General features: G+C 66.4%; 19 protein-coding genes. 5 read left to right on the top strand and 14 right to left on the bottom strand.

The annotated features are described in order from the left end of the window. The first annotated feature begins 16 nt into the window (after positions 1-16). Positions 17-631: a NapC/NirT family cytochrome c gene (locus ACV17W_RS17215; protein ID WP_462596577.1), complete on the top strand. Its 615-nt coding sequence runs from the start codon at positions 17-19 to the stop codon at positions 629-631. Here the strand turns inward: ACV17W_RS17215 and ACV17W_RS17210 are convergent. The 5 genes from ACV17W_RS17210 to ACV17W_RS17190 form a co-directional block, all read right to left on the bottom strand. After that, complete coding sequence (locus ACV17W_RS17210) at positions 628-1521, bottom strand: ZIP family metal transporter (protein WP_462593559.1); 894 nt, start codon at positions 1519-1521, stop codon at positions 628-630. The genes ACV17W_RS17215 and ACV17W_RS17210 overlap by 4 nt on opposite strands. Before the next feature lie 55 nt (positions 1522-1576). Further along, positions 1577-2191: a superoxide dismutase gene (locus tag ACV17W_RS17205; RefSeq protein ID WP_462593558.1), complete on the bottom strand. Its 615-nt coding sequence runs from the start codon at positions 2189-2191 to the stop codon at positions 1577-1579. Between the two features lie 524 nt (positions 2192-2715). After that, positions 2716-3918 (bottom strand): BaiN/RdsA family NAD(P)/FAD-dependent oxidoreductase, encoded by a 1203-nt coding sequence (locus tag ACV17W_RS17200; RefSeq protein ID WP_462593557.1) that lies wholly within the window; start codon positions 3916-3918, stop codon positions 2716-2718. A 29-nt stretch (positions 3919-3947) separates the two neighbouring features. Further along, a complete protein-coding gene (locus ACV17W_RS17195; protein WP_462593556.1) occupies positions 3948-6209 on the bottom strand; it encodes an Orn/Lys/Arg family decarboxylase in 2262 nt (753 codons plus the stop codon). A gap of 234 nt (positions 6210-6443) precedes the next feature. Next, the gene (locus ACV17W_RS17190; protein WP_462593555.1) at positions 6444-6893 is read right to left on the bottom strand and encodes a hypothetical protein; all 450 of its coding nucleotides are present in this window, start codon (positions 6891-6893) and stop codon (positions 6444-6446) included. Positions 6894-7153: 260 nt separating this feature from the next. Here ACV17W_RS17190 and ACV17W_RS17185 point away from each other — a divergent pair, with 260 nt between their 5' ends. Beyond that, positions 7154-7552, top strand: coding sequence for a VOC family protein (locus ACV17W_RS17185; protein ID WP_462593554.1), 399 nt, complete (start codon positions 7154-7156; stop codon positions 7550-7552). Positions 7553-7825: 273 nt separating this feature from the next. On the opposite strand, the gene dcd is transcribed toward ACV17W_RS17185, so the two are convergent. The 4 genes from dcd to apbC form a co-directional block, all read right to left on the bottom strand. Beyond that, positions 7826-8392, bottom strand: a complete 567-nt coding sequence (gene dcd, locus ACV17W_RS17180) for a dCTP deaminase (RefSeq protein ID WP_462593553.1) — start codon at positions 8390-8392, stop codon at positions 7826-7828. An 83-nt stretch (positions 8393-8475) separates the two neighbouring features. Beyond that, positions 8476-12072: a translocation/assembly module TamB domain-containing protein gene (locus tag ACV17W_RS17175; protein WP_462593552.1), complete on the bottom strand. Its 3597-nt coding sequence runs from the start codon at positions 12070-12072 to the stop codon at positions 8476-8478. Beyond that, positions 12069-13991, bottom strand: a complete 1923-nt coding sequence (locus ACV17W_RS17170) for an autotransporter assembly complex protein TamA (protein ID WP_462593551.1) — start codon at positions 13989-13991, stop codon at positions 12069-12071. Before ACV17W_RS17170 ends, ACV17W_RS17175 begins: the two co-directional genes overlap by 4 nt. Positions 13992-13994: 3 nt before the next feature. Continuing rightward, positions 13995-15083, bottom strand: coding sequence for an iron-sulfur cluster carrier protein ApbC (gene apbC, locus ACV17W_RS17165; RefSeq protein WP_462593550.1), 1089 nt, complete (start codon positions 15081-15083; stop codon positions 13995-13997). 98 nt (positions 15084-15181) lie between these two features. Between apbC and ACV17W_RS17160 the strand changes: the two genes are divergently transcribed. Both ACV17W_RS17160 and metG read left to right on the top strand, forming a co-directional pair. Beyond that, on the top strand, positions 15182-15457 hold the full coding sequence (locus ACV17W_RS17160; protein ID WP_462593549.1) for a hypothetical protein: 276 nt from the start codon (positions 15182-15184) through the stop codon (positions 15455-15457). Positions 15458-15598: 141 nt separating this feature from the next. Next, positions 15599-17686: a methionine--tRNA ligase gene (metG, locus tag ACV17W_RS17155; protein WP_462593548.1), complete on the top strand. Its 2088-nt coding sequence runs from the start codon at positions 15599-15601 to the stop codon at positions 17684-17686. Positions 17687-17735: 49 nt separating this feature from the next. On the opposite strand, the gene ACV17W_RS17150 is transcribed toward metG, so the two are convergent. The 3 genes from ACV17W_RS17150 to ACV17W_RS17140 are packed head-to-tail and all read right to left on the bottom strand — an operon-like array spanning position 17736 to position 20680. Beyond that, complete coding sequence (locus ACV17W_RS17150; RefSeq protein WP_462593547.1) at positions 17736-19328, bottom strand: phospholipase D family protein; 1593 nt, start codon at positions 19326-19328, stop codon at positions 17736-17738. Between the two features lie 7 nt (positions 19329-19335). Then, a complete protein-coding gene (locus ACV17W_RS17145; RefSeq protein WP_462593546.1) occupies positions 19336-20094 on the bottom strand; it encodes a sulfurtransferase in 759 nt (252 codons plus the stop codon). Positions 20095-20152: 58 nt separating this feature from the next. Continuing rightward, positions 20153-20680, bottom strand: a complete 528-nt coding sequence (locus tag ACV17W_RS17140; RefSeq protein ID WP_462593545.1) for an META domain-containing protein — start codon at positions 20678-20680, stop codon at positions 20153-20155. A 342-nt stretch (positions 20681-21022) separates the two neighbouring features. On the opposite strand from ACV17W_RS17140, the gene ACV17W_RS17135 reads away from it, so the two are divergent. Then, a complete protein-coding gene (locus tag ACV17W_RS17135; RefSeq protein ID WP_462593544.1) occupies positions 21023-21850 on the top strand; it encodes a response regulator transcription factor in 828 nt (275 codons plus the stop codon). Positions 21851-21862: 12 nt separating this feature from the next. Here the strand turns inward: ACV17W_RS17135 and ACV17W_RS17130 are convergent, their stop codons facing one another. Together ACV17W_RS17130 and tagF are read right to left on the bottom strand one after the other, a co-directional pair. Further along, positions 21863-23440, bottom strand: coding sequence for a hypothetical protein (locus ACV17W_RS17130; RefSeq protein ID WP_462593543.1), 1578 nt, complete (start codon positions 23438-23440; stop codon positions 21863-21865). 51 nt (positions 23441-23491) lie between these two features. Continuing rightward, a complete protein-coding gene (tagF, locus tag ACV17W_RS17125; protein ID WP_462593542.1) occupies positions 23492-24196 on the bottom strand; it encodes a type VI secretion system-associated protein TagF in 705 nt (234 codons plus the stop codon). Between the last annotated feature and the right edge of the window lie 13 nt (positions 24197-24209).

The raw sequence follows: 24209 nt of genomic DNA, 5'->3' as shown, positions 1-24209 counted from the left end.
GAACCCGATCAAGCACATGAAAAAACTGTCGCGCCGGGCCTGGGCGCTTGCGGCCAGCGGCTTCGGACTGGCTTTTGCCCTGGGTATTATTTTCTGGGGCGGCTTCAACACCGTGATGGAGTGGACCAATACCGAAGCGTTCTGCATTTCGTGTCACGAAATGAACGAAAACGTCTACCAGGAATACCGCCACACGGCCCACTATTCCAACCGCACCGGCGTGCGCGCCGTATGCCCGGACTGCCATGTGCCAAAGGAATGGGGAGCCAAGATGGTACGCAAGCTGTACGCCTCGAACGAATTGCTGCACCACTTCCTGGGCACCATCGACACGCCGGAGAAATTCGAGGCCAAGCGGGCGAAACTGGCACAGAACGAATGGCGTCGGATGAAGGCCAATAATTCCCGCGAATGCCGCAACTGCCACGATTACAGCTACTTTGACTACGCGGGCCAGAGCCAAAGATCGGCGCGAATGCACCAGCAGGGTCTGACGGAAGGCCAGACGTGCATCGATTGCCATAAAGGTATCGCGCACAGCCTGCCCGCCGTGGATCAGGCGGTGGGGCCGCCGCGCCCCGCCGCGGTGCCGGGCCATGTACTGCACCCCGATGCGGGGGGGCCGCGCTAGGCCAGCGCGGTGTCGAGCAGCATCATCAGCACGAAGCCCAGCATCAATCCGCAAGTGGCATAGACCTCATGCCCCTTGCGGTGCGACTCGGGGATGATTTCGTGGCTGATCACGAACAGCATGGCACCGGCGGCGAACCCCAGCCCCCAGGGCAACATGGACGCCGACCACCCTACCACCATGGCTCCAAGCACGGCGCCGACCGGCTCGATCAGGCCCGAGAGCATGCCCAGGGCTACCGCGAAGCTGCGCCGATACCCTGCGGCCAGTAGAGCCACGGCAACGACCAAGCCTTCGGGAACGTCCTGGATGGCAATGCCGGTAGCCAGCGCGCTGCCGCGCACCGGATCATTGCCAACGTAGCTGACCCCGATCGCCAAGCCTTCGGGCAGGTTGTGCAAGGCGATGGCGAACACAAACAGCCAGGTACGACGCAACCGGCGGGCCTCTATGCCTTCTTTACCCTTGATGAAATGCTCATGGGGAAGCAGGCGCTCCATCAATAGCAGTACCGCCGCGCCGATGAGCAACGCACCGCCCACGATGATGCCGGCCTGCCAGGGGCCATGCCCCAGGTCGCCCGCCGCCGCGATGCCCGGCGCCACCAGCGAGAATGCGCAGGCAGCCAGCATGACGCCCGCCCCGAATCCGAACATGGTGTCCTGCACTTTCTCGGACAGCGTCTGAGAAAACATAACCGGTACCGTGCCCAATGCGGTGGCGCCTGCGGCCAGGAGGCCGCCGGCCAGGGCGTCCGCCACGTGCGGGGCGCGCGGAATCAGGTAGGACCACAGTGCATGGGCGCCCAGGCAGGCAATCAGGACACTCAGCGTCCAGACGCTGATGCTCGTGGCCTGCGGACGTATGCGGTGACGGCTGAAGGTGTTCATGGCGGGCCTATGCCGTAGGGCGGTTCAGGCTGGTGGGCTGGGCGGATTCAGCCGCCTAGGCTCTTGCGGCGTCGTAGCGCCGGGCAACTTCTTCCCAATGAATCACATTGAAGAACGCGCCGATGTAGTCGGGCCGCCGATTCTGGTACTTCAGATAATACGCGTGTTCCCAGACATCGAGCCCCAATATGGGGGTATTGCCCTGCATCAGCGGACTGTCCTGGTTGGCCGTGCTTTCGACATGCAACTTGCCTTGTGGCGTCACGCTCAACCAGGCCCATCCGCTGCCGAACCGGCTTAGAGCCGCCTTGGTGAATGCGTCCCGAAAGCCTTCCATGCCGTTCAGTTCCGCATCGAGCGCGGCGGACAGCGGGCCTCGCGGCGTCCCGCCCCCCTGTGGCGACATGACCGTCCAGAACAGGCTGTGGTTGGCGTGACCACCCCCGTTGTTGCGCACGGGCCCGCGCACGGACTCCGGCAGTGAATCAAGGCGCCGCATCAGATCGTCGACGGGCTGGTCGGTGGTAAGCCCTGCCCCTTCCAGGGCCCCGTTGAGATTGTTGATATACGTCTGGTGATGCTTGGTGTAGTGGATCTCCATCGTCTGGGCGTCGATGTGAGGTTCGAGCGCATCGTAAGCGTAAGGCAGGACAGGCAAGGTGTAAGGCATGAAGTTCTCCAGACTGGTCGGCGCGGGTTTTCGGGTCCCCGAAAACGGCTATCCCCGCATGCCCATGCGCCGTCAGGATGGACCAGCGGCAAGGGCGCAATGCGTGACGGCGACCCGGTCACACAGCAACTGGTATGCCCGGGAGGTCCGGTGGAGGGCAGCGAGCCCTCCAGGCATTCGGCGGCGCCCGCTCGAACCGCCGGCGCCACTCTTCACCAGGCCGGTCGCGCTACCGCGGTGTCCCGGCACGCCGGCCGGGAGGGCCTTGCTCGCTGACAGCCACCGTCCGAAACCGCCGGGGCGCGCGGCCTGCAGGGCACGGCGCGCGCCCTACGGAACGCAGGCCGTTACACATTTATGTAAATGATATTCATTTTTATTTGAATATTCAAACTGGCGTTCCGGGTCGGGCCGGCGTTCGCCCAGAGCCGGATATGGCGAACTGAGCCGAGGCAGGTGTGCCTGCCGCAATCCGGAAGTCCGCGAACCCGCATGTGGCGAACCCGCAGGCTTCGGTTAATAGCCTACAGGGCCCGGCCGCAGGCCACGCCCGATGCCCACGCCCACTGGAAGTTGTAGCCGCCCAGCCAGCCCGTGACGTCGACCGCTTCGCCGATGAAGTAAAGACCTGGCACCGCGCGCGCCTGCATCGATTTCTGATCGAGCCCGCGGGTATCCACGCCACCACGCATGACCTCGGCCTTTTTGTAGCCCGCCGTGCCACTGGGAAGCAGCCGCCATTGGTGTATGCCCTGCCCCAATGCGCGCAGCGCCTTGTCGGGTGTGTCGGCCAGGCGCAGCCCAGCCATTGAGGCCTGACCTGCCGGGGCGGCCGCTCGCAGCCATTGGTCGGCCAGGCGTCGCGGCCAGAGTTCGGACAATACCGTATGCAGTTGCTGGCGATTGCCGGGCTTGGCCGCAATGAGTTCGTCGGCGAGGTTACGCCCTGCGGCCAGGTCGATGATGATGGGCTCGCCCGGCTGCCAGTAACTGGATATCTGCAGGATGGCCGGGCCCGAAAGCCCCCGATGGGTAAATAGCAGGTCTTCCAGGAACTCGCCCCGCGTTCGCCCGGCGCCCGTGCTGAGCGACACTTCGAGCGCCACTCCTGAAAGCTCGGCAAAAGGCCGCCAGTGCGTGGCGTCGAAGGTGAGCGGCACCAGGGCGGGCCGCGGTTCGACCACCTTCAAGCCGAACTGGCGTGCCAGCTTCAGGCCGAAGTCGGTGGCCCCCAGTTGCGGGATGGCCATGCCTCCCGTGGCGACGACCAGCTTGGCGGCGCGGATCAGGCCCTGGCTGGTGCGCAGTTCGTAGCCCGCGTCGCCGCGCCCAACCTCGTCCACGCGGCAAGGCATGCGCCATTGCACGCCGCCAGCCTGGCACTCTGCGCGCAGCATGCTGATGATGGACTCGCTGCTGTCGTCGCAGAACAGCTGGCCGCGGTGCTTCTCATGCCACGCAATTCGATGGCTGCGCACCAGCCCCAGGAAATCCTGCGGGGTGTAGCCGGCAAGGGCCGAACGGCAGAAATGCGTGTTTTCGGACAGGAAGTTGCCTGGCCCCGTGCCGATATTAGTGAAATTGCAGCGGCCGCCGCCCGAAATGCGGATTTTCTCGGCCAGGCGCTCGGCGTGGTCGATGAGCACGACTCGCAGGCCGCGCTGACCGGCGACGCTGGCGCACATCATGCCAGCGGCGCCCGCGCCGATGACCGCTACATCGAACATCGACACTCGTCAGGTCCTTGGTGCACGCCTCAGTCTTCGATGAGACAGTCTACGTAGTAGCGCTTGGACCCATCCGGCGCGGTTTCTTCGGCCAGGCCATGAATGTAGGTCTCGAAACCGGGATATCGCTCATTGAATTCGCGGGCGAACTGCAGGTACTGAACGATGGTGCGGTTGAAGCGTTCACCCGGAATCAGCAGGGGGATGCCCGGCGGGTATGGCGTCAGCAACACCCCGGTGACCCGGCCTTCGAGCTGGTCGATGTCGACGCGTTCGACTTCGCGGTGCGCCATGCGCGCGAAGGCATCCGAGGGCTTGAGCGCGGGCACCATGTCACTGAGGTACATCTCGGTGGTGAGGCGGGCAACGTCGCGGCTGCGATAGGACTCGTGGATCTGCTGGCAGAGGTCGCGCAGGCCCATGCGCTCGTAGCGGCGGTTGCCGCGACAGAAATCGGGCAGGATGCGCCATAGCGGCTGGTTGCGGTCGTAGTCGTCCTTGAACTGCTGCAACGCGGTGAGCAGCGTGTTCCAGCGGCCCTTGGTGATACCGATGGTAAACAGGATGAAGAAGGAGTACAGCCCGGTTTTCTCGACCACGACGCCGTGCTCGGCCAGGTACTTCGAGACCAGTGCGGCCGGGATGCCGGTTTCGCCGAAGCTGCCCGACATGTCCAGCCCCGGGGTGATGATGGTGGCCTTGATCGGGTCGAGCATGTTGAAGCCGTCGGCCAGCTCGCCGAAGCCGTGCCAGTGGTCGTTGGCTTCGAGCACCCAGTCACCACGATTGCCGATGCCTTCGGAGACGAGCCGGTTGGGGCCCCATACCTTGAACCACCAGTCGTTCTTGCCGAACTCGGACTCTACCTTGCGCATGGCACGCCGGAAATCCAGCGCTTCCCGGATGCTTTCTTCGACCAGCGCGGTGCCGCCCGGGGGCTCCATCATCGCGGCGGCCACGTCGCACGAGGCGATGATGGCGTACTGCGGCGAAGTGGACGTGTGCATGAGATAGGCCTCGTTGAACACGTTGCGGTCGAGCTTGCGGGTTTCGGACTCCTGCACGATGATCTGCGAGGCCTGAGAGATACCCGCCAGCAGCTTGTGCGTCGAGTGCGTCGCGAACACCATGGGTTCCTGCGGTCGCGGACGGCCCTGCCCGATGGCATGCATGTCTTGGTAGAACTCGTGAAACGACGCGTGCGGCAGCCAGGCTTCGTCGAAGTGCAAGGTGTCGACGTAGTCGCCCAACTGCTTCTTGATCATTTCGACGTTGTAGATCACGCCGTCGTAGGTGCTCTGCGTCAGCGTCAGGATGCGCGGTTTCTTGTTGGCCGCCTGCCGTGCAAAGGGATTCGCTTCGATCTTCTTCTTGATGCTGTCAGGGTGGAATTCTTCGAGCGGAATGGGCCCGATGATGCCCAGGTGGTTGCGCGTGGGCCGCAGGAACACCGGAATGGCACCCGTCATGGTGATCGCGTGCAGGATCGACTTATGGCAGTTGCGGTCAACCACCACCACGTCACCCGCGGCCACGTTCGCATGCCAGACGACCTTGTTCGAGGTGGAGGTACCGTTGGTCACGAAGAAGCAGTGGTCGGCGTGAAAGATGCGCGCGGCGTTGAGCTCGGATTCAGCCACCGGGCCGGTGTGATCAAGCAATTGGCCGAGCTCGTCTACAGCATTGCAGACGTCCGCGCGCAGCATGTTCTCACCGAAGAACTGGTGGAACATCTGGCCGACCGGACTTTTCAGGAAGGCCACGCCGCCTGAATGGCCGGGGCAATGCCAGGAATACGAACCGTCCTGGGCGTACTTCACCAGTTCGCGAAAGAACGGGGGCGGCAGGCCGTCTACGTAGCTGCGCGCCTCGCGGATGATGTGGCGCGCCACGAATTCAGGCGTGTCTTCGAACATATGAATGAAACCATGCAGCTCGCGCAGGATGTCATTCGGAATGTGCTCGGACGTACGGGTTTCGCCGTAAAGGTAGATAGGAATGTCCGCATTTCGGAAGCGCAGCTCGCCTATGAACGAACGCAGATTCTTGATGGCGCTGGCCACGTCTTCGGGAGACGCCACGTCGAATTCTTCATCGTCGATCGACAGGATGAACGCACTCGCGCGGCTCTGCTGCTGGGCGAAGGAGCTGAGGTCGCCATAGCTGGTGACGCCGATGACTTCGACGCCCTCGGCCTCGATGGCGGTGGCCAACGCACGAATGCCCAGACCCGAGGCGTTCTCGGAACGATAGTCTTCGTCGATGATGAAAATGGGGAAGCGGAATTTCATGCGGGGCGCTCCAGGGCGAGGCAAAACGGAGGCGAGTGTACTGCGAGTCTGCGACCGCAGGGGACCAGCTGACCGCGCAGAACCGCAGCCAGTCGAAGTGCGAATTGTAGGCGGCTTTGCCCGGCGCCGCTCTGCGGGCGTGTCGCGCTGGCGGCCACCGCCACCCGCACCGACCACCCGCCTCGGCCATCGTGCGGGCCGGCGGGGCGCTGACGGGGCAGCGCACGCGAGCCGCTAGCGTAGGGTGACGGTCTGACGTGCGTCGACGGCGCGCACATAGTGCTGGAAGAACTCCGGCAAGCGTTCCGAGGCGCCCTGGCGCACGCGGCGGTCGACTTTGGAGATGGCGCAAAGACACACGTCGAACTCGGGCTCGCCCGTGACGAGCACGACGGGGTCATCGTCGTCGCACACTTCATACAAGCCGCCGTAATGGCGTCGGGCGACCTCGTACAGGTAGGCCGCGGCGCCCACGGTTTGCATAGGGTCCAGGGCCAGCCGCCCGTTATGAACGTCTTCCAGGACCGCATCCAGCACCGCGATGCTTTCCAGCGAATAGTCGAGGACCTGCGGGTCCGACGTGGCCGCCCGGAATGCCTCGGCAGCGCCGGTGACGCGCTCGATGAACTCGTCTTGCACTTCATCGGCCACTTCTTGCTGCGTGTGTTTAGGTAAACCAAACATCGTTAGCTCCCTGCGCCGGCGAACCGCGCATTAGGTAGTTTCATTATATTTGTGACGGCGGCCGCCGCCGCCCTGTGCGCCCCGGTGTGGAAGCCTGGTTACGAAGCCGTACGAGGTGTCACGATCGCCCGGATCGTCGGCACGAAGGCCCTGTTACGAGAGAAAAAACGCCTTGTGCACCCTTTGGGCGGGCGCGATACTGACACTTCGCGAAACGTCATCCTGTTGCACGACTGCAACGCACGACCGCCGGCCAGTCCATGCAAGTACTGATCAATATCGACGTCGACGACCTCGACCGCGCAATACAGTTCTATCGCGATGCCTTCGGCCTGGAAGTCACACGACGCTTTGAAGGCGATGGGGCTGAACTGATGGGCGCCGGGGCCCCGATCTATCTGCTGCGCAAGGCGCAGGGGACGCGCCCCGCCGGAGAGGTGGCAGGCGGGCGCGACTACGCGCGCCACTGGACCCCCATTCACCTGGATTTCGTGGTCGATGACGTGGACACAGCCACCGCCGCTGCCGTCGCCGCGGGCGCCGTGCTCGAAAGCGGCCCGCAAACCCACGCATGGGGGCGCATTGCGCACCTGAGCGATCCGTTCGGGCACGGCGTTTGCATTCTTCAGTTCCTGGGGCGGGGATACGACGCGGTGTAGACGCTGGAAAACAATCCGCCCTGAACCTTCGGGTTCGGCCTGTGATCTCTACCCTGCGTGAACTTGTGCAGTACTCGCTCGCCAGCGCTCCGGGCACGCGTCCGGGGCATGCACCGGGTCGGCAGATTCACCCCGCGACGCCACGCCGCCTGCGTGCGCTGGTTCATGAGACGCCTTGGCCGCATCTGACGATGCAGACCGGATGCGGGCGCCCCGGCCTGCCGGCGCTAGTCCGGGCTGCGCGCGGCAACGTGATGCCGCCGGCGCATGAATTCAGGTGCGCGGCAGTGTGACGCCGCGCTGGCCCTGGTATTTGCCGCCACGGTCGCGGTAAGAGGTTTCGCAGACTTCGTCGCTTTCCAGGAACAGCATCTGCGCGCAGCCTTCGCCCGCGTAGATCTTGGCCGGCAGCGGCGTGGTGTTGGAGAACTCGAGCGTGACGTGCCCTTCCCATTCGGGCTCGAGCGGCGTGACGTTGACGATGATGCCGCAGCGGGCGTAGGTGCTCTTTCCGAGACAGATCGTCAGCACACTGCGCGGAATGCGGAAATATTCCACCGTGCGCGCCAATGCGAAAGAGTTGGGCGGAATGATGCAGACGTCGCCCTTGAAGTCGACGAAGGATTTTTCGTCGAATTGCTTGGGGTCCACGATGGTGGAATTGATGTTGGTGAAGATCTTGAATTCGTCTGCGCAGCGCACGTCGTAACCGTAGCTGCTGGTGCCGTAGCTGACGATACGCCCGCCATCGGCGGTGGTTCGGACCTGGCCGGGCTCGAATGGCTCGATCATGCCGTTTTCGGCCGCGCGGCGGATCCAGCGGTCGCTTTTGATGCTCATGGAAGTTTGCCCAGGTTGATTGGCGACTATTTTATCGCCTTGCGCCCGAACGCCGCCCCTGACCGCGATCAGGGAAGGCCGGCTCAGTCATTGAAGAAGGTGCGGTAGACCAGCGCAATGCCATTGACAGTACCACCTTTCACGTCCAGCGAAAGCCCGCGTGCCAGGCGGTAACTGAACCGGCCCACTGTTTCGGACCCGGACATCGCTTGTTCGACGCTGAGCGTGATGCCGTTCGCAAAGCGCTTGCTGGCCACCACGAATTGCGTGGCTAGGTTGCTGTTACTGTCCAGGTTGATCTGGCTGGCCACCGTGCGGTCGGGCAGCAGGCTGCCCGTGCTGCCGATGGTGCCCGAGCGGATGCTGAGTTCATCCAGACCCAGTTGCCGATAGAACGGCTGGCCGCCGCCCAGCAACGCAGTGCCCACCGATAGCAGCAAGGCGGCGTCGCTGCCGCCCTCGTCGGGCCCGCGCCCCAGGATCAGCCAGGACAGTTTTTCGACATCGCTCACGTCGGGGTACGACACCAGGTCGATGCGCGGTCGCTGAGCCGTCCCGCTGACCCGGACCCCGGCTTCGACCTGTTCGCCAGTGCGCAGCGCTTCGATGTCGAGCAGCGGGTTGTCGAGCCTGCCCTGGAACGTGAGCGTACCGCGCCGCAGGCGCAGCTTCTGCCCATAGGCCTCGATACCCCCGCCGCGCGTGTGCAGGGCTCCCAGGCCGGTCAGGCGGCCATCGGCAAGCTGGATCTCGATGGAGCCGAGCAGGCCGGCGTCCAGACCCATTCCGGTAATGTAGAACCGCGGCCCCATGTCGAACTTCAGGTTCATGCTCATCTGCAACGGCGATTCGCGAGCCTGGACGTCATCGCCCGCGCGCACCACCCGGACATCGTCGTCCAGGCTGGGCACGCCCTGCAGGATCTCGAGGCTGAACCAGCCTGCGTCGGCCTTGAGGTCGCCGGTGATGGCCACCCGCGGCAATTGCGCGTCGATATTGACCGTGCCGGAGACCATCGCGTAGCGGTCGGACCGTTGCAGGGCAGGAAAGCGGTGCAGCTTGACCCGCACCACGCCCTGAGACTGCAGCAAGTCCCAGTGGCCGGTGGCCTCGACAAAACCGTTCTTCGCGTCGGGGTTCGTGGTGATCCATTCGCGAGTCCGCCACTCGTCGGGCATGACGCGCAGCGTGGCCGGGAACCGCAACGACTCCAGCACCAGACGAGTACCGTCGAGGCGCGCGCTGAGCGAGCCATCGAGCAGTCGCACCCCATCGTCGATGCGCACCACCCGCAGCGACTGACCGCGCAGCGTGCCCGAGCTGGACCATTTGCCGCTGGGCGTACCCTGCGCCGTCAGGTTGGCCTGCAACTTGCCCCGCACTTCCATCGTGTCGCCCACGAACAGGTCGATCCAGGCCAGATCGGAGAAGTCGGCATTCAGGCTGGCCCGCATGGGGCGGCGCTCGTCGAGCGCGAATGCGCCGCCCGGCTTGGCCAGCAGCACGGCGGACGCCGCGGCTGACATCGTGCCCATCTGGCGAGTTCGGACGTCGAGCGTCGCATCGAGCTGGCTGGCGCCGCCCCCGGCCGGCTTGGCCGCGACGTCGAGCACGAGCTGGGTCAACCCCAGCGGGATGGGAGGGTCACCGGGAATACGCAGGTCGCCATCCCGGCGGGCCACACGCGCCCGACCTGCCAAGGCGCCGTCGAACTGCAGGTCCCAGGAAGCATCGAGCGCGATGCGGCGTTGGCTGTCGGGCACGCGCGAATTGACCTGGTTATTGCCCCCGGCGCGTGCGGCGGCCTGCGGATCGACGGCGCGCATGATCTGACGCACCATTGAAGCGGTCAGGACGAGGTTGTCGGCGCGGCCGGCGGTTTGCCAGCGGCCGGCACCGCCTCGCGAGCCCTGATGCGCAACGACTACGCGCTGCTTGTCCGGCAGCGCCATCGTGAGTTGCGTCGCACCCACCTGCCACTGCCAGCGCGGAGCCACTGCCTCGGGCAGGAACGACACCTCGGTGGGCTGCAACGCCAGCGAAAAATTCATGGAACCTGCCGTGAGCCGTTCGAGACGGCCCCGCCATCCATGCAGGCCGCCATCTGCCTCGGCGCGCGGACCCGGGCCCCATCCGCCCGCAAAGGCCAGCTCGGCGCTTATCGGCGCTCGGCCCAGCGTGTCGCCGCGAGACTCGGCCGGCGTATAGCGGGCCTGGAGCTGGCCCCGGTGCTGATCCAGGCGACCATCGACCTTGCCCTGCAGTGTGGCCCCCCCTGGCAGACCCGGCCAGAACGCGTCGAGCCGCGGCGTGTCGGCGTCCAGGGCGAGGGTCGCATTTCTTTGGCTGAGCTGGCCCTGCGCCCGGACGCGGTTGGGGCCCAGGCTCAGGTCGAGTTTCAGGTCGTGCAGCTGAAAGCCGGCCAGCGGATCGGCATCGTCAGGAACGGGCTGCTGGGACGTCGGTGCAAGCGCCCGCACCTGCCCCGCCAGCGTACCCGCCAGCGCGTGGTTGTTCCAGCGACTACCCTTTGCGATAGAGGCCTGCACCTGCGCTTGCTGCAGATCGAAGGGGCTGGCCACCTGAGCGTCGACCTGCATCTGGGCGCTCAGCAGCGCCGGCGGCAACAGGTCATCGCCTACCAGCGACGCCAGATTGAGACGCTCGGCGGCAAGGGTGGCCACCAGGTTGTACACACCGGGCTGCGCCGCCTGCGGCTCGCGCCGGAACCTGGCGTCGAGCCCCGACTTGTCTGCCAGGCGCAGATCGACCGTGGCGGTCTGCACCGGGAATTCCTGCGTCGGCGTCAGGCCGGCATGCGCCAGCAGCGTCAGTGCGCCATCGGTCGTTGCGCCGTCCAGCCGGACATCGAGCTGGTCGAGCGACCCGTCGGCATCGATGCGCAGCGACGCCGCGCAGGGCAGGGCGTCGTCAGGCGCTTCTTCTGGATCTTTGCGCTGGGATTTCGGCGGCGCACCCTGAGCCGCGGCGGCGGGCAGCCTGCGGCTGGCGCACAATGGTGAATCGGTTCCGATGCCCTGCGCCGCGATATCGAGGTGCGCGCGCAGGGGCCACGGTTCGGCGAGCTGCAGCAGGTCGGCCTGGCCGCTCAGGTCGGCCCGCGCCGTGGGATGGGCCAGGCGCAGGCTGTCCAGGCGCAATTGGGCTCCCTGCTGGTCGAGCCGCAGCGCGGCCAACAAATTGCCGACGTCCACCGGCAGCGGCACGCCATCGTTGTGCAATTCGAGCGACCCGAGCGCGAGACGGTCGAGCCTGAGGTCTACCGGCAACGCCGGCATGGCCAGGGGCTCGTCGGAGTCAGCCGCCTCGGCGCCGGGCGTCAGGTCAAGCCGGACACTCGCGGCCGACAGCTCGCGCACGTGCAGCACGCGCTGGCCCAGCGCCCGCCAACGCACGTCGAGGCGCAGTTCGGCGACGTCGATGTCGGCCGATGGCACGGAAAGCTGCAGCCGGCCCACCGACAGGCCGCCCAGCACGCTGCCCCGCACCTGTTCTGCCCGGCCGTCGAGCTGCTGGGCAACCACTTCAAGCAACATGCGCGTGCCTGCCTGGGTGCCGGCCAGCCAGGCGGCAAACGCGCACAACAGCACCAACAGCGTGATGGGCACGGGCAGCCACCAGACCAGCAGATGGCGCAACACGGCACGAAGTCGGTTCAAAACGCGATCCCCAGGGAAAAGTGCAGGCGCAGATCGCGCTCGCGCTGCCCATAAGCCAGGTCCAGGAATATGGGGCCTGCCGGCGTGCGCACGCGCGCCCCGACCCCGTAGCCCATATGGACCTCCATTTCTCCGAACGATTCGGCGGCGTCACCGGCGTCGACGAATACGCCCATGCCCCAGCGTTCGTCGAAATAATGGTCGTACTCGATACTGGCCACCGCGAGCGTGGCGGCGCCGACGACCGCGTCATCGCGATCGACCCCGATGCTCTGGTAGCGGTAGCCGCGAATGGATCGCGCGCCGCCGGTACGAAAACCGAAGTCGTCGGGCACGCGGGTGTTGGAATCGGACCAGACGCGCCCCACTTCGCCGCGTACGGTGAACACGTCGCGCTCGCCGACGGGCCACCATTTCTGGCCGCGCACGCGGGCGCGGAAGAAGGGATCGCCGCTGTTGAGCACCACGCCGATGCCTCCGCCCAGCGCGATCAGGTTGCCTTCGCGCGGATCGTACTTGTTGTCGACGTCGCGACGCAGCCATTCGGAGGTCAGCGTGCCGCTCGGCAGATCGTATTGGTCGCCGCCGTCGATCTTGACGCGGTCATGCGCCAGCAGCACCCCCCAACGGTTCTCGTATTCGACCCGGCTGTCGCCGGCCCCCTTGCGCACGCGCAGCCGCGTGGCGCCGACGGCGACGCGTCGCACGTCCAGCCCCTGGATATCGGAATGGTCGGCCAGCAGCCCAAAGGAATCGCGCTGGCCTTTTTCGTCGGGGGGAAGGTGGAAATCGAGAAACGCGCGCTGGCGCAGCCGGTCCACGCCTATGCCGCTTTCCAGGGTGACCGGCAAGCCCCACACGATGTTCTGCCGATAAGTCGCCTCGGCGCGCACCCCGGCGTCGCTGTCGACGCCCAGCGAGGTGGCCACGCGGCGCGCCGGCGCCTCGACCACGCGTACGTCGACCGGCAAGGTGATCTCGCCGTCGGAGTCGGGCACCGGCCCCGGGCCGACTGGAGGTCCGCCCGCGACCACCGGGTCACCCTGCGGCGTGGCGGCCGCCACGCCCGAGGAGCCCGGAGCCCGGGCCCGTTCGGACTGGGCCGCGGCGGGCTCTTCATTGGGCGGCGGCGGCCCAGACGAAGGGTCCGCTGGCTTGGTGTCCAGCGTGACGAAGGCGCCACGGAAGAACGCGGTGGTCTGCAGGTCTTGCTGCCAGCCGTCGAGCTTGTCCTGACTGTAGGGCTCGCCGGGGCTGTAGCGCACGTAGCGTTCCACCAGGGACTCGGGCACCCGCCGCAGGCCCTGGGTATTGAGCGCGCCCATGCGCACCAGCGGGCCGCTGTCGATGGTGACCGACAGGTGCACCTGCCCCTTGTCCGCGTACACGACGGCGTCCGACGCAGTCATGTGGGCCAGCATGAAATCGCGCGACGCCACGGCATCGAGCAGGGTGGACTTGGCGCGGTTCCAGTCAGCGTTGATGAACGGCCTGCCCACCGGCAAGGACCATTCCTTGCGCCATTGCGCGAGCCGCTCGGCGTATTCGGGCCGCGTGACGCGACCGGTGAAATTGAGATCTACCGACGCAATATGGGCCCGTTCGCCGGGCTGAATGGAGATGTCCCAGGTCTCTCCACCCACGTCGGTGCCAGCCTCGAGCGTCACATCGGCCGCGAAGTATCCCTGGGTTGCCAACGCCGCGAGGGTGGCGTCGCGCGCCCGGCGGCGCAGGCGGTCGATTTCACCGCCATCCTGGTCTGCAGCCAGCCGCGTAATGGCGTCTACGGCCGATGTGATGGACTGCAAAGCCGCCGGCGTCACGCCGCCCGGGTCGATGACGACTTCGGGCACCTGGGCATGAACGCCGGAAACCGCCCCGACCAGGACGGACATCAGCAGGGCGGTCTTTAACCGCATGGCTCAGATCGGCGCCTGCGCGACGACCGGCGGCAGGCGCCCGGCCATGTCGCGCGGCAGCGCAGCCACCGCAGCGGCGAGCTTGCGGGCGATATCGCGGTAGCGCCGCGCGGCCTCGCCCTGGGGGTCGGCGACAACGCTGGGGCGCCCCGCATCGGTGTGAGCACGGATGTCCATGGCCAGCGGCAAACTGCCCAGCCAACGCGCCTGGTACTGTTCGGCCATGCGGCGACCGCCGCCCTCGCCGAATATGGCCTCGGCATGGCCGCACTGGCTGCATACGTGGATCGCCATGTTTTCCACGATGCCCAGAATGGGTACATCGACCTTCTGGAACATGCGCAAGCCCTTGCGGGCGTCCTGCAGCGCCAGGTCTTGCGGCGTGGTGACAATGACCGCGCCCACCACGGGCACCTTCTGGGCCAGGGTCAGGGCCAGGTCGCCGGTGCCGGGTGGCATATCGATGATCAGGTAATCCAGGTCGACCCAGTTGGTCTGTTGCAGCATCTGCTCGAAGGCGCGCGTCACCATGGGGCCGCGCCAGATGGCGGGCGCGTCTGGATCGATGAGGAACCCGATGGAATTGGCCTGCAGCCCATGGCCTTCGAGAGGCTCCATGGTTTTGTTGTCGTGGCTGACCGGCTTGCCGGACAGGCCCAGCATGGTCGGCACGCTGGGCCCATAGATATCGGCGTCGAGAATGCCGACGCGCGCGCCCTCGGCCGCCAGCGCCAGCGCCAGGTTAACGGAAGTGGTGCTTTTGCCCACCCCGCCCTTGCCCGACGCAACGGCAATGATGTTGCGCACCGTCGGCAGCGGCTTCAGGCCACGCTGGACGGCGTGGGTGGCTACCGCCGCCCGGACGGTGACGGCCACGGCGTTCAGACTGGCGCCGTCGAGGGCCTGGCGCGCGGCCTGCCGGACCTCATTGGCTGCAGGACCGTCCGGATAACCCAGCTGCACCCGGACCGAACCGCCCGCGCCGTCCAATACGATGTCACTGTCTTTTACAAAATCGGCCAGTGCCTGCCCGGAAAAGGGGTCTGTCACGGCTCGCAATGCCTGACGCACTTGCGCTGTCGTTATACTCATTACTCTGCTTCCATAGGCAGGACGGCTTTGCGCCGACCGCTACCCCGAAGGATAGCGGATACGCGGGAACCTTTTGTCCTGTTTTGCGTCCGACCATCATGACCGACACTATCTCCCGATTTCTCCGTGCCGTCGCATTTGCCGTTCTCGCTCTTTTCGGCATGGCCATGGCCCTGGTGTTCATGATCTCCACCGCCATTGCGGTGGGCATCCTGTACATTGTGGCCAAGGTGCGCGGCAAGCCATTCGGCGTGCGCGCTTACTGGAGCCAACGCCAAACGGCGCGCCCTGGCGCCTTCCGGCCTGAAGCCGCCGCCCCTTTCCCGGGCGCGCGTAACGACGTCATCGACGTCGAGGTCCGGGAAGTCCGCTAAGCGCTACGGCAGCATTCTCCGCCCCCGCCCCCGCCCCGGCCCGCCCGGTGCGGGGGCGTATGCTTTGGTGCCTGACGGTGCCGTCCCCCCGCGAGGCCGCTAAAATACCCGGCCACCCCATTGCGAACCACCACACACGCTATGTCCCGCACCCTGTTCGTCACCACCGCGCTGCCCTACGCCAACGGATCCTTCCATATCGGCCACATCATGGAATACATCCAGGCCGACATCTGGGTACGCTCGATGCGCATGGCGGGCCACACGGTGCATTTCGTGGGCGCCGATGACGCGCACGGCGCGCCCATCATGCTCAAGGCGGAAAAAGAAGGCATATCGCCGCAGGCGCTGGTGGCCCGCTATGCCGAAGAACGTCCGCGTTACCTGAACGGCTTCCATATCCGCTTCGACCACTGGCATTCCACGGATTCGGCCGAAAACGTCGCGTTGTCCCAGGATATCTACCGCGCCCTGAAAGGCGCCGGCCTGATCGACACCCGTTCCATCGAACAGTTCTTCGACCCCGTCAAGGGCATGTTCCTGGCCGATCGCTATATCAAGGGAGAATGCCCGAAATGCCACGCCAAGGACCAATACGGCGACTCCTGCGAAGTGTGCGGCGCGGTCTACGCCCCCACCGACCTGATCAGTCCGTATTCGACACTGACGGGCGCCACGCCGGTGCTGAAGTCATCGGAACACTTTTTCTTCAAGCTCTCCGACCCGCGTTGCGTTGAATTCCTGCAACACTGGACCACGGGCACGAACGCGGCCGGCAACAAGCACCTGCAGCCCGAAGTGCTGGCCAAGACCCGTGAATGGCTGGGCGATGACGAAGGCGAGGCCAAGCTGGGCGACTGGGACATCTCGCGTGACGCGCCCTATTTCGGCATCGAGATTCCCGATGCGCCGGGCAAGTATTTTTACGTATGGCTGGACGCCCCGGTAGGCTACCTGGCCTCGTTGAAATCGTACTGCGACCAACAGGGCCTGGACTTCGACGCCCTGCTCGACCCGCAGGGCACCACCGAGCAGGTCCACTTCATCGGCAAGGACATCATCTATTTCCATGCACTGTTCTGGCCCGCCATGCTGAAGTTCGCGGGCCGCAAGACGCCCGACGCGCTGAACGTGCACGGTTTCATCACGGTCAGCGGCGAGAAAATGTCCAAGAGCCGCGGCACCGGCATTTCGCCGCTGCGCTATCTCGACATCGGCATGGATGCCGAATGGCTGCGTTATTACATTGCGGCCAAGCTGAACGCGCGCGTCGAAGACATCGACTTCAATCCCGACGATTTCGTCGCGCGGGTCAACAGCGACCTGGTCGGCAAGTACGTCAACATCGCCAGCCGCGCCGCCACTTTCATTACCCGTCATTTCGATGGGGAACTGGCCTATGAAGGCGACACCGCCGCGCTGTCGGCCGAGTTCGCCGCGCAGGCCGATTCGATCCGGGCGGCCTTTGAAGCTCGAGAGTACAACCGCGCCATACGCGAGATCATGGCCTATGCCGATGGCATCAACCAGGCCTTCGACACCGCCCAGCCCTGGGTGCTGGCCAAGGGCATCGGCTCGGACGACGCGGCACAGAAGGCGCGGCTGCAGGACATCTGCTCGCGCTCGCTGGCCGGGTTCAAGGCCCTGTCGGTCATGCTGGCGCCGGTGCTGCCAGCGCTCACCGACCGGGTGGCGCGCGAACTGTTCGGCGGCGACAAGCCATTCACCTGGGCCGACGCCGCCGTGTTGCCGCAACGCGTGGCACCCTTCAAGCACCTGATGCAGCGCGTCGACCCCGTGCTGCTCGACCAGTTGTTCGAGCCTGCCGCGCCGGAAGCCGGCGCCGCAGACGCGCAGGCGCTCGTGCCCGGCGGCGAAGCGGTGGCCGACACCATCACCATCGATGACTTCGCCAAAATCGACTTGCGCATCGCCCGGATCGTCGACTGCCAGCACGTGGAAGGCTCCACCAAGCTGCTGCAGCTGACGCTGGATGTCGGCGAGGGGCGGCATCGCAACGTGTTTTCCGGTATCAAATCGGCGTATCAGCCCGAACAGCTGGTGGGCAAGCTCACCGTCATGGTCGCCAATCTGGCGCCGCGAAAAATGAAGTTCGGCGTGTCCGAAGGCATGGTGCTGGCCGCGAGCCACGCTGACGACGCGGTGGACGCCGGAATCTACGTGCTGGAACCCTGGCCGGGTGCGCAGCCCGGGATGCGCGTCCGCTGACGCTGGCGGCCAGGGCCGGGCGCCGCCCGCCCCGGCACTGGCCGCGACCTTACAGCAGCGGTTCGATAGGCAACAGGGACAGCAGCCAGATCAGCCCGCGTTCCCACCACGACGTTCCAGGCTCGGTGTCGTAGCGTCGCTGCACGCCGTCCTGGTAGCCCACCCAGTACAGGGCACCGTCGGGCGTGAGGCCAACCCGGTACGCCCGGCTCGCGATATCGCGCTCGAAAAGATCGGCCATCCGGTTTGCCAGGGCGGGGCTGTCCACCACGAAGCCCAGCTCCGTATTCAGGTTGATGGAGCGCGGATCGAAATTGAACGACCCCACGAATACGCGCTGGCGATCGACCGAAAACGTCTTGGCATGCAGGCTCGAACCCGAACTGCCGAACGACCCTGCCCCCTGCGGCCGGGAGTCGCGCTCGCCGCGCATTTCGTACAGGGTCACGCCGCCCTGCAGCAATGCCTTGCGTTGCCTGGCATATCCCGAATGCACCACCGCCACATCAGTCGCTTCGTAGGCATTGGTCAGCACTTGCACCCGGACGCCGCGCTGCACCATCTGCGCCAGCGCTTCGGTGCCGGCGGCGGTGGGCACGAAATACGGTGACACCAGCTCGAGCTCGATGGACGGTTCGCCGATGGCCTGCTTGAGCTCGTCGACCAGCGTCACCGAGGCTGCCTCGGGATCCAGCACCTTGGCGGGGTCGTCACTGACCACGCGCGTGGGCGCCCATTCGAATTCCAACTTCCCTTCCAGCATCTGGCCGATGAAGGGAAGATCTCGCAGGGCCTGCATATACATCGACGCCGCGGGGTTCTGCTCGACCTCGTCGGCCGCCTCATGCAGCGCCTGCAGGGGCGTGGCGTCGGCCGTCCCCAGCAGCGCTTCGGCGGGATAAGCGGCCTCGCTGGCCCAATACCGGTCGAAGTCTTCCGACACCTCGCCCACCACCTGCCCCACGGCCAGCAGGTCCAGGTCGGCGAACAGGACGTCGTCGGCAGCGCCGAAATATTCGTCGCCGATGTTGCGCCCCCCGATGATGGTGGCTTGATTGTCGGCGGTGAACGACTTGTTGTGCATGCGCCGGTTCAGGCGGGAAAAGTCGGTCAGGAATCCCAGCAGCTTGGGCTGGCGCACGGTGAATGGATTGAACAGCCGCACTTCGATATTGGGATGGGCATCCAGTGCCGCCAGCACATCGTCGAGCCCCGCAATGCCGTTGTCGTCCAGCAGCAGCCGCACCCGCACGCCGCGCTCCGCGGCATCATGCAGAGCCTCGAGCAGGAGCGTGCCGGTCATGTCGCCGCGCCAGATGTAGTACTGCACATCGAGCGTTTTTTCCGCCGCCTGCACCAGCAAGGCGCGCGCGGCGAACGCGGCAAGAGGCTCGGTCAGGGGGTAGATGCCGGAGAGGCCCGGATGCTGTTCGGCCAGGGGCCCGATGGCCTTGCCCAGCACCGTGGCGCGCGCCGCCTCGGGAGGCAACGCCCGGGATGGGGCGCGTTCGGGCAGGGGTGGCGCCGAGCAGCCCGCCAGCATGGCCACGCCCACCAGCAGCGCCGCGGTGGCGCGCAGCAGCCGGCGCAGCTGGCGCCCGACCCCCAGGACCTGCGCGCCGCCCGGCGCCGCCGCCTGCATGATGGGGCTAGGCGGCGCCGGACGCGGCGGGCTCGGCCATGGGCGCCAATGCCGGGTCCAGTGCGACACGTTCATCGAATACGAAGCAGTGGCCCTTGAAGCCCGTGCCGCCGGTCTCTTCGAAATACTTCAAGATGCCCCCTTCGAGCTGGTAGACATGGTCGATGCCGGCTTCCGCCATGTACAGGGCCGCCTTTTCGCATCGAATACCGCCGGTGCAGAAACTGACCACGGTCTTGCCTCGCAGCGTATCCCGATGCGCCTGCACGGCAGCGGGAAACTGAGTAAAGCGTTCGATCCGCCAATCGATCGCGCCCTCGAAGGTACCGGCGTCGACTTCGAAGGCGTTGCGGGTGTCGAGCATGACGAGGGGCCTGCCCTCGTCGTCGGTGCCTTGTTCCAGCCACCGCGCCAGCGTCGCCGATGCCACGGCCGGCGCCCGCCCCGCCTGCGGCCGGATAGCCGGATGGTCCATGCGGATGATTTCGCGCTTGATCTTCACGCGCAGCCGGCGAAACGGCACGGCTTCGGATAAGCTGAATTTAACGTCCAGGTCAGCGAAGCGCGGGTCGGACTGCAGCCACTGCAGCAGGGCCGAAATGGCAGGCTGCGCGCCAGCCAGGAACAAGTTGAGGCCTTCGGGCGCGAGCAGCACCGTGCCTTTCAGGCCCCCTGCCTCGGCGCGCGAGTATATGTCGTCTCGCAAGGCGGGCAGATTGTCCAGGGCAATAAACTTGTAGGCAGCAATATTCGTAACAGCAGGCATGGTAGGCAGCGATTGATATCGCCTTTTTCCAAACTAGTATTTACAATCCGTAACGCGCTTATTTTGGCGTGGGCGGATCCTGGCGCCGGGTGAATTCCAGAACCTCGCCGTCTCGCACATTGAAGCTCAGGCGCCGCGGGGCGCCGCCACTGTCCAGGGTGAACGACCGGATTCCGGCCAGTGCGCCCAGGTAGTCGGCCTCGAGCCTGGCGAGCTCGGGCGAGGGGCAGGCCATGCGCGTGGCGGCCGGCGCGGAAATGGTCAGTTTGCCGTTCTGCAGCTTGTAGCTGCCTGCGTAGCGGTTGCATCCCGCGTAGCCTTGCACCCGGTATTGATCGTCGTGCGCCAGGAAAATCAGCTCGATCGGACGCGCATCGGCGCCTTGCGGCACGGCACGCGCGGTGCCGTCGGGCGCGGTCCATCGGGTCAGTTCCCAACGCGTCTGCGCCAGAGAATCGGCGCTGGTCGCCGCGTTGGCGGCCGCCGCGCCCTTGGCGACCGCGTGCCCGGTGCTGGATGCGCAGCCGGCCAGCACGCCCCCGAGGGCGGCGAGGATCACTAAGCGGAAAAGCGGGGCAATCGGCATACAGAGGCTCCGTGTATCAATAACCCGTACTGTACCGCGCGCACATCAGCAAGCGCCGGCGGGCGGCAACATAGGCAACGTGTGGCATGCAGAAATTAGTGCTCGATGTTCACATACTGGATCGTTTAGGGTTAAATGACGCACGTGTTGTTCCGGCCTCCTTCTGGCCGCCACCCCGCCTGCCTTCCCGATTCCGCCAAAATCGTCGCGTAGCGGCTGCGGGACGTGCCGTTGGCGGCTCATGGCGCCTTACTTTCCTCGTTGCCCACGCGCAACATCGCCGTGTCCCGCCCGGGCCGGACACGGCAAGCCAGTCCTTGCTCCTTCATTCGGAAGGGAACCATGAATAACTTGCTGGATGTGTTGTTTCTCGCTGAAGACGACCACACCCGCCCGCAGCCGCTCGCGGACCTGACGCAGCTTGGCTTCAAAGTGCATCGCTATTCCGACCTGGCCGAGCTCTACGACCATGTGTCGCAGCACAATGTGTCGCTGATCGTGCTGACCGGCCGGCTGCCGAAAATCCACGTCGCCACCGCGCAGTTGCGCGCCATGCGGCATACGCTGGGCATCATCGTGCTGGCGTCCTTTCCCGACAGCGAAGCGCGCGTGCGTACCCTGCTGTGCGGCGCGGACGCCTGCCTGGATGTTGCCACCAGCGGCCTGGAACTCGCGGCGGTATTCCAGTCGCTGCTGCGCCGCGTGCCCGACACGCCACTTGCGACTGGCGGCGAACCGGCCTCTCCCCCGCGGGCGGTCAGCGCCGAACACGGCGGCTTGTCCGAAACCGAATCCGGCACCGCCTCTGGCTGGCGCCTGGCCAGCAAGGGCTGGACCCTGATCGCGCCGGCAGGGCAACAGTTGGCGCTGACCACCGCCGAACGGGGCTTTCTGCTGCGGCTGGCCAGGGCTCCCGACAAGAAGGTCAGCCGCGACACGCTCATTTCGGACGGCCTGCATTCGGGCGATCCAGCCGAGGGCGAACGGCGCGGCCGCTTCGTCGATGTCATGATCAGCCGCATGCGACGCAAGGCGGCCGCCCAGCACATGCGCCTGCCGATCAAGGCGGTGCACGGCTGGGGATACATGTTCACGGCCGAAGTCGCGGAAGACACGAGCGTCGCCGAAGAGGGCGGCTTCGGAAGCCCGCGCGTCAGCCTGGCAGGCTGATCCGCGGCGGCCCTATTCGAAGACATGCGAGATGGCTGCCGAACCGCCCGGGCGTACCTCGACCGTTGTGTGAAAGTCCGGTGCGGCCGGATTGCGTATCGTGACTCGGTGCCTGCCGGGCGCCAGCATCAGCTGTGTCAGCGGTGGGCTGATTCCCCGCGAACGACCATCGACCAGGACTTCGCCCCAGGGCCGCACCTGTACCCGCACCGCGACCGCGGCGGGCGCAGGCTCGACGGCGGCCGGCTCGGCGCCGGCCTCGCCGTCGTCGGTATCTGCCTGGGGCGCAGCTGAATCGTCGGCCTGCTGCTCGCCAGGCTCGCCCTCGCCGCCAGCGCCCGGGGCGCCTGCCCCGCCTGCCTCCTGGCCGCCCACCTCCGTCCCCACGGCTTCCCCGGGCTGCGCGGTATCGACAGCCGTCGCCGGATCATCGCTCGGCGGCGCCGCACCGGGCTGTTGCGGATCGCCGGTCTGCGGCGCGGCATCGGGCGGCGCCGATTCACCGGCTTGCCCCGGATCGGCGGCCTCCGCAGCCCCACCCTGCGTCGATTCCCCCTGCCCGGCGGGCACCTGGGGTGCGGCCACATCTGGCGCCTCTTGCCCGGACCCGGCGGCAGGCGCAGGGGACATGCCGCCCGGCGTAGCGTCGGGCGCCAGGGCCTCTCCCGGTGCCACCGCACCAGGCTCGGTGGGCGACGCGGCCGGGCCCGCGCCCGCAGTGACGCCGGGCGCGCGCAAGGCGCCCAGGTCGGACAGTGCCGGCGGCGTAGGCACGGGCGTTTCGCTCGATACGGCGGGAGCAGGCGTGGGGGCCGCCTGTTCCAACGGACGAGAGCCAGGCGCGCCCGGCCGAAGCCACAGATAAACGGCGAGCGCCACGGCGCCCAACACCCCCAGCATGACCAGCAGCGGCACGCGCGGGCCGGGCGCCGACCGGGCCGGCGCCGCGACGGGCGGCAGATCGGGTTCGGGGGCCGTCGGCACGGGCTCCGGTTCGTCCGGCATCTGCGCGGGCAGAACGAATCCGAACGCTTCGGCGCAGGCTTGCATGTCGGCCGGACGCGCGGTGTGCATCATGGACAGCGCGCGGTCCACCGCCTGCAGGAAGTCGGCGTCATAGGCGCCCAGCTCGCGACCCGCCAGGGGCACATAGGTATCCTTGACGCAGCGGGCCAGGGCATCCGGCGGCGCGGCTCCGACCACCAGCGTATGGGCCACGGCGGCGAGGCCGTAGATATCTGTCCAGGGGCCGCACGGGCGTTCGGGGTCGTCGGTGTATTGCTCGAACGCCGCATAGCCCTTGATGCGCGCTGCGTTCTCGGCATCCGCCGCGGGCACCAGGGGATCCGTCAGCAGGTGCGCCTGCCCCGAACTGTCCAGCCCTATCGTGCTCATGGCCACTGCGCCATGTACCTGGCCCTGCCGATGCAGCTCGGCCAATGGCCCGGCCACGTCGGCCAGCACCCGCCGGATGCGCGCCTGCGGCACGCCGCCGCTGGCGGCGGCCGCGATCGCGCTCAACGGCCTGTGGCTGGGTCCGAGACCGGCGTGCGCCTCGCGGCGCGGCGGTATAGCGGAAGATGCACTCATACTGAAAACTCCGGGGCACGTGTGGGGTGGCCAGCCAGCCGCGCCGACGCGCTAGCGCCAGGCCGGCAGCGACGCGAACAATCGGGTGAACAGCGCGGCGTTCAGCGCGCCGCCGTGCACGTACGTCTGCAAAGCGGCGCCATCGACCTGGTTGGTCCACCAATAACTGGTATGCGAACTCGGGTTGAAACAGAACGGCAGGTCCGGCCAGGCGGCCAGGTTGCGCGAGGCCACCGGTTCCGCGCCGTTTTCCAGGCCGGCATTGAGAATGTCCATGATGTCGCTGCCGCTGGATCGCTGAACGGGCACCACAGCACCGGGTACGCGGATTTCCTGGAGCTCGCGGTCGAACTGCTCGGCCGCGCAGCCGTGCCTGACCGCCGACAGGATAGAGGCGCCGATCTGGCGGTAGTAGTCATTGGCGCCTTCCAGCATGCCGCTGTGATAGGCGTCGGGCGATATGGCCGCGACGACGCACAAGGGGTAGCCCCGGCCGACCCGGTCGCGGCTGGGCGCGATGCAGCCCAGTTGGGCCCCGTTGCCGCTGGGGCCCGCGGGTATGGCGAAGTTCCATATGGGCGCATGCGCGAAACTGCGCGCCGCGCCGTCATCCGGCGCCTGCTTCAAGGCGGCCAGTCCGTACTGCAGCCAGCGGTCCCACCACGCAATGAGCTCGCGCGGCAGACGCCGGTGTACAAAATCGCCCGCGGCCGGAATCTTGCCGTACCACCCCAGTTTCTCGGTTGCATGATCCATGTCGAATCCCGTC

Source organism: Bordetella sp. MIP270_01_BMS (genome assembly GCF_054958705.1).
This window is presented reverse-complemented; position numbering and strand designations above follow the sequence as displayed.

Excerpts from the sequence above, each read along its gene's own strand:
- ACV17W_RS17170 (WP_462593551.1), bottom strand. The coding sequence starts at position 13,991 with ATGCGGTTAAAGACCGCCCTGCTGATGTCCGTCCTGGTCGGGGCGGTT.
- ACV17W_RS17200 (WP_462593557.1), bottom strand. The coding sequence starts at position 3,918 with ATGTTCGATGTAGCGGTCATCGGCGCGGGCGCCGCTGGCATGATGTGC.
- ACV17W_RS17190 (WP_462593555.1), bottom strand. The coding sequence starts at position 6,893 with ATGTTTGGTTTACCTAAACACACGCAGCAAGAAGTGGCCGATGAAGTG.
- ACV17W_RS17160 (WP_462593549.1), top strand. The coding sequence starts at position 15,182 with ATGACCGACACTATCTCCCGATTTCTCCGTGCCGTCGCATTTGCCGTT.
- ACV17W_RS17150 (WP_462593547.1), bottom strand. The coding sequence starts at position 19,328 with ATGCAGGCGGCGGCGCCGGGCGGCGCGCAGGTCCTGGGGGTCGGGCGC.
- dcd (WP_462593553.1), bottom strand. The coding sequence starts at position 8,392 with ATGAGCATCAAAAGCGACCGCTGGATCCGCCGCGCGGCCGAAAACGGC.
- ACV17W_RS17140 (WP_462593545.1), bottom strand. The coding sequence starts at position 20,680 with ATGCCGATTGCCCCGCTTTTCCGCTTAGTGATCCTCGCCGCCCTCGGG.
- apbC (WP_462593550.1), bottom strand. The coding sequence starts at position 15,083 with ATGAGTATAACGACAGCGCAAGTGCGTCAGGCATTGCGAGCCGTGACA.
- ACV17W_RS17130 (WP_462593543.1), bottom strand. The coding sequence starts at position 23,440 with ATGAGTGCATCTTCCGCTATACCGCCGCGCCGCGAGGCGCACGCCGGT.
- ACV17W_RS17215 (WP_462596577.1), top strand. The coding sequence starts at position 17 with ATGAAAAAACTGTCGCGCCGGGCCTGGGCGCTTGCGGCCAGCGGCTTC.
- tagF (WP_462593542.1), bottom strand. The coding sequence starts at position 24,196 with ATGGATCATGCAACCGAGAAACTGGGGTGGTACGGCAAGATTCCGGCC.
- ACV17W_RS17135 (WP_462593544.1), top strand. The coding sequence starts at position 21,023 with ATGAATAACTTGCTGGATGTGTTGTTTCTCGCTGAAGACGACCACACC.
- metG (WP_462593548.1), top strand. The coding sequence starts at position 15,599 with ATGTCCCGCACCCTGTTCGTCACCACCGCGCTGCCCTACGCCAACGGA.
- ACV17W_RS17210 (WP_462593559.1), bottom strand. The coding sequence starts at position 1,521 with ATGAACACCTTCAGCCGTCACCGCATACGTCCGCAGGCCACGAGCATC.
- ACV17W_RS17195 (WP_462593556.1), bottom strand. The coding sequence starts at position 6,209 with ATGAAATTCCGCTTCCCCATTTTCATCATCGACGAAGACTATCGTTCC.
- ACV17W_RS17185 (WP_462593554.1), top strand. The coding sequence starts at position 7,154 with ATGCAAGTACTGATCAATATCGACGTCGACGACCTCGACCGCGCAATA.
- ACV17W_RS17145 (WP_462593546.1), bottom strand. The coding sequence starts at position 20,094 with ATGCCTGCTGTTACGAATATTGCTGCCTACAAGTTTATTGCCCTGGAC.
- ACV17W_RS17205 (WP_462593558.1), bottom strand. The coding sequence starts at position 2,191 with ATGCCTTACACCTTGCCTGTCCTGCCTTACGCTTACGATGCGCTCGAA.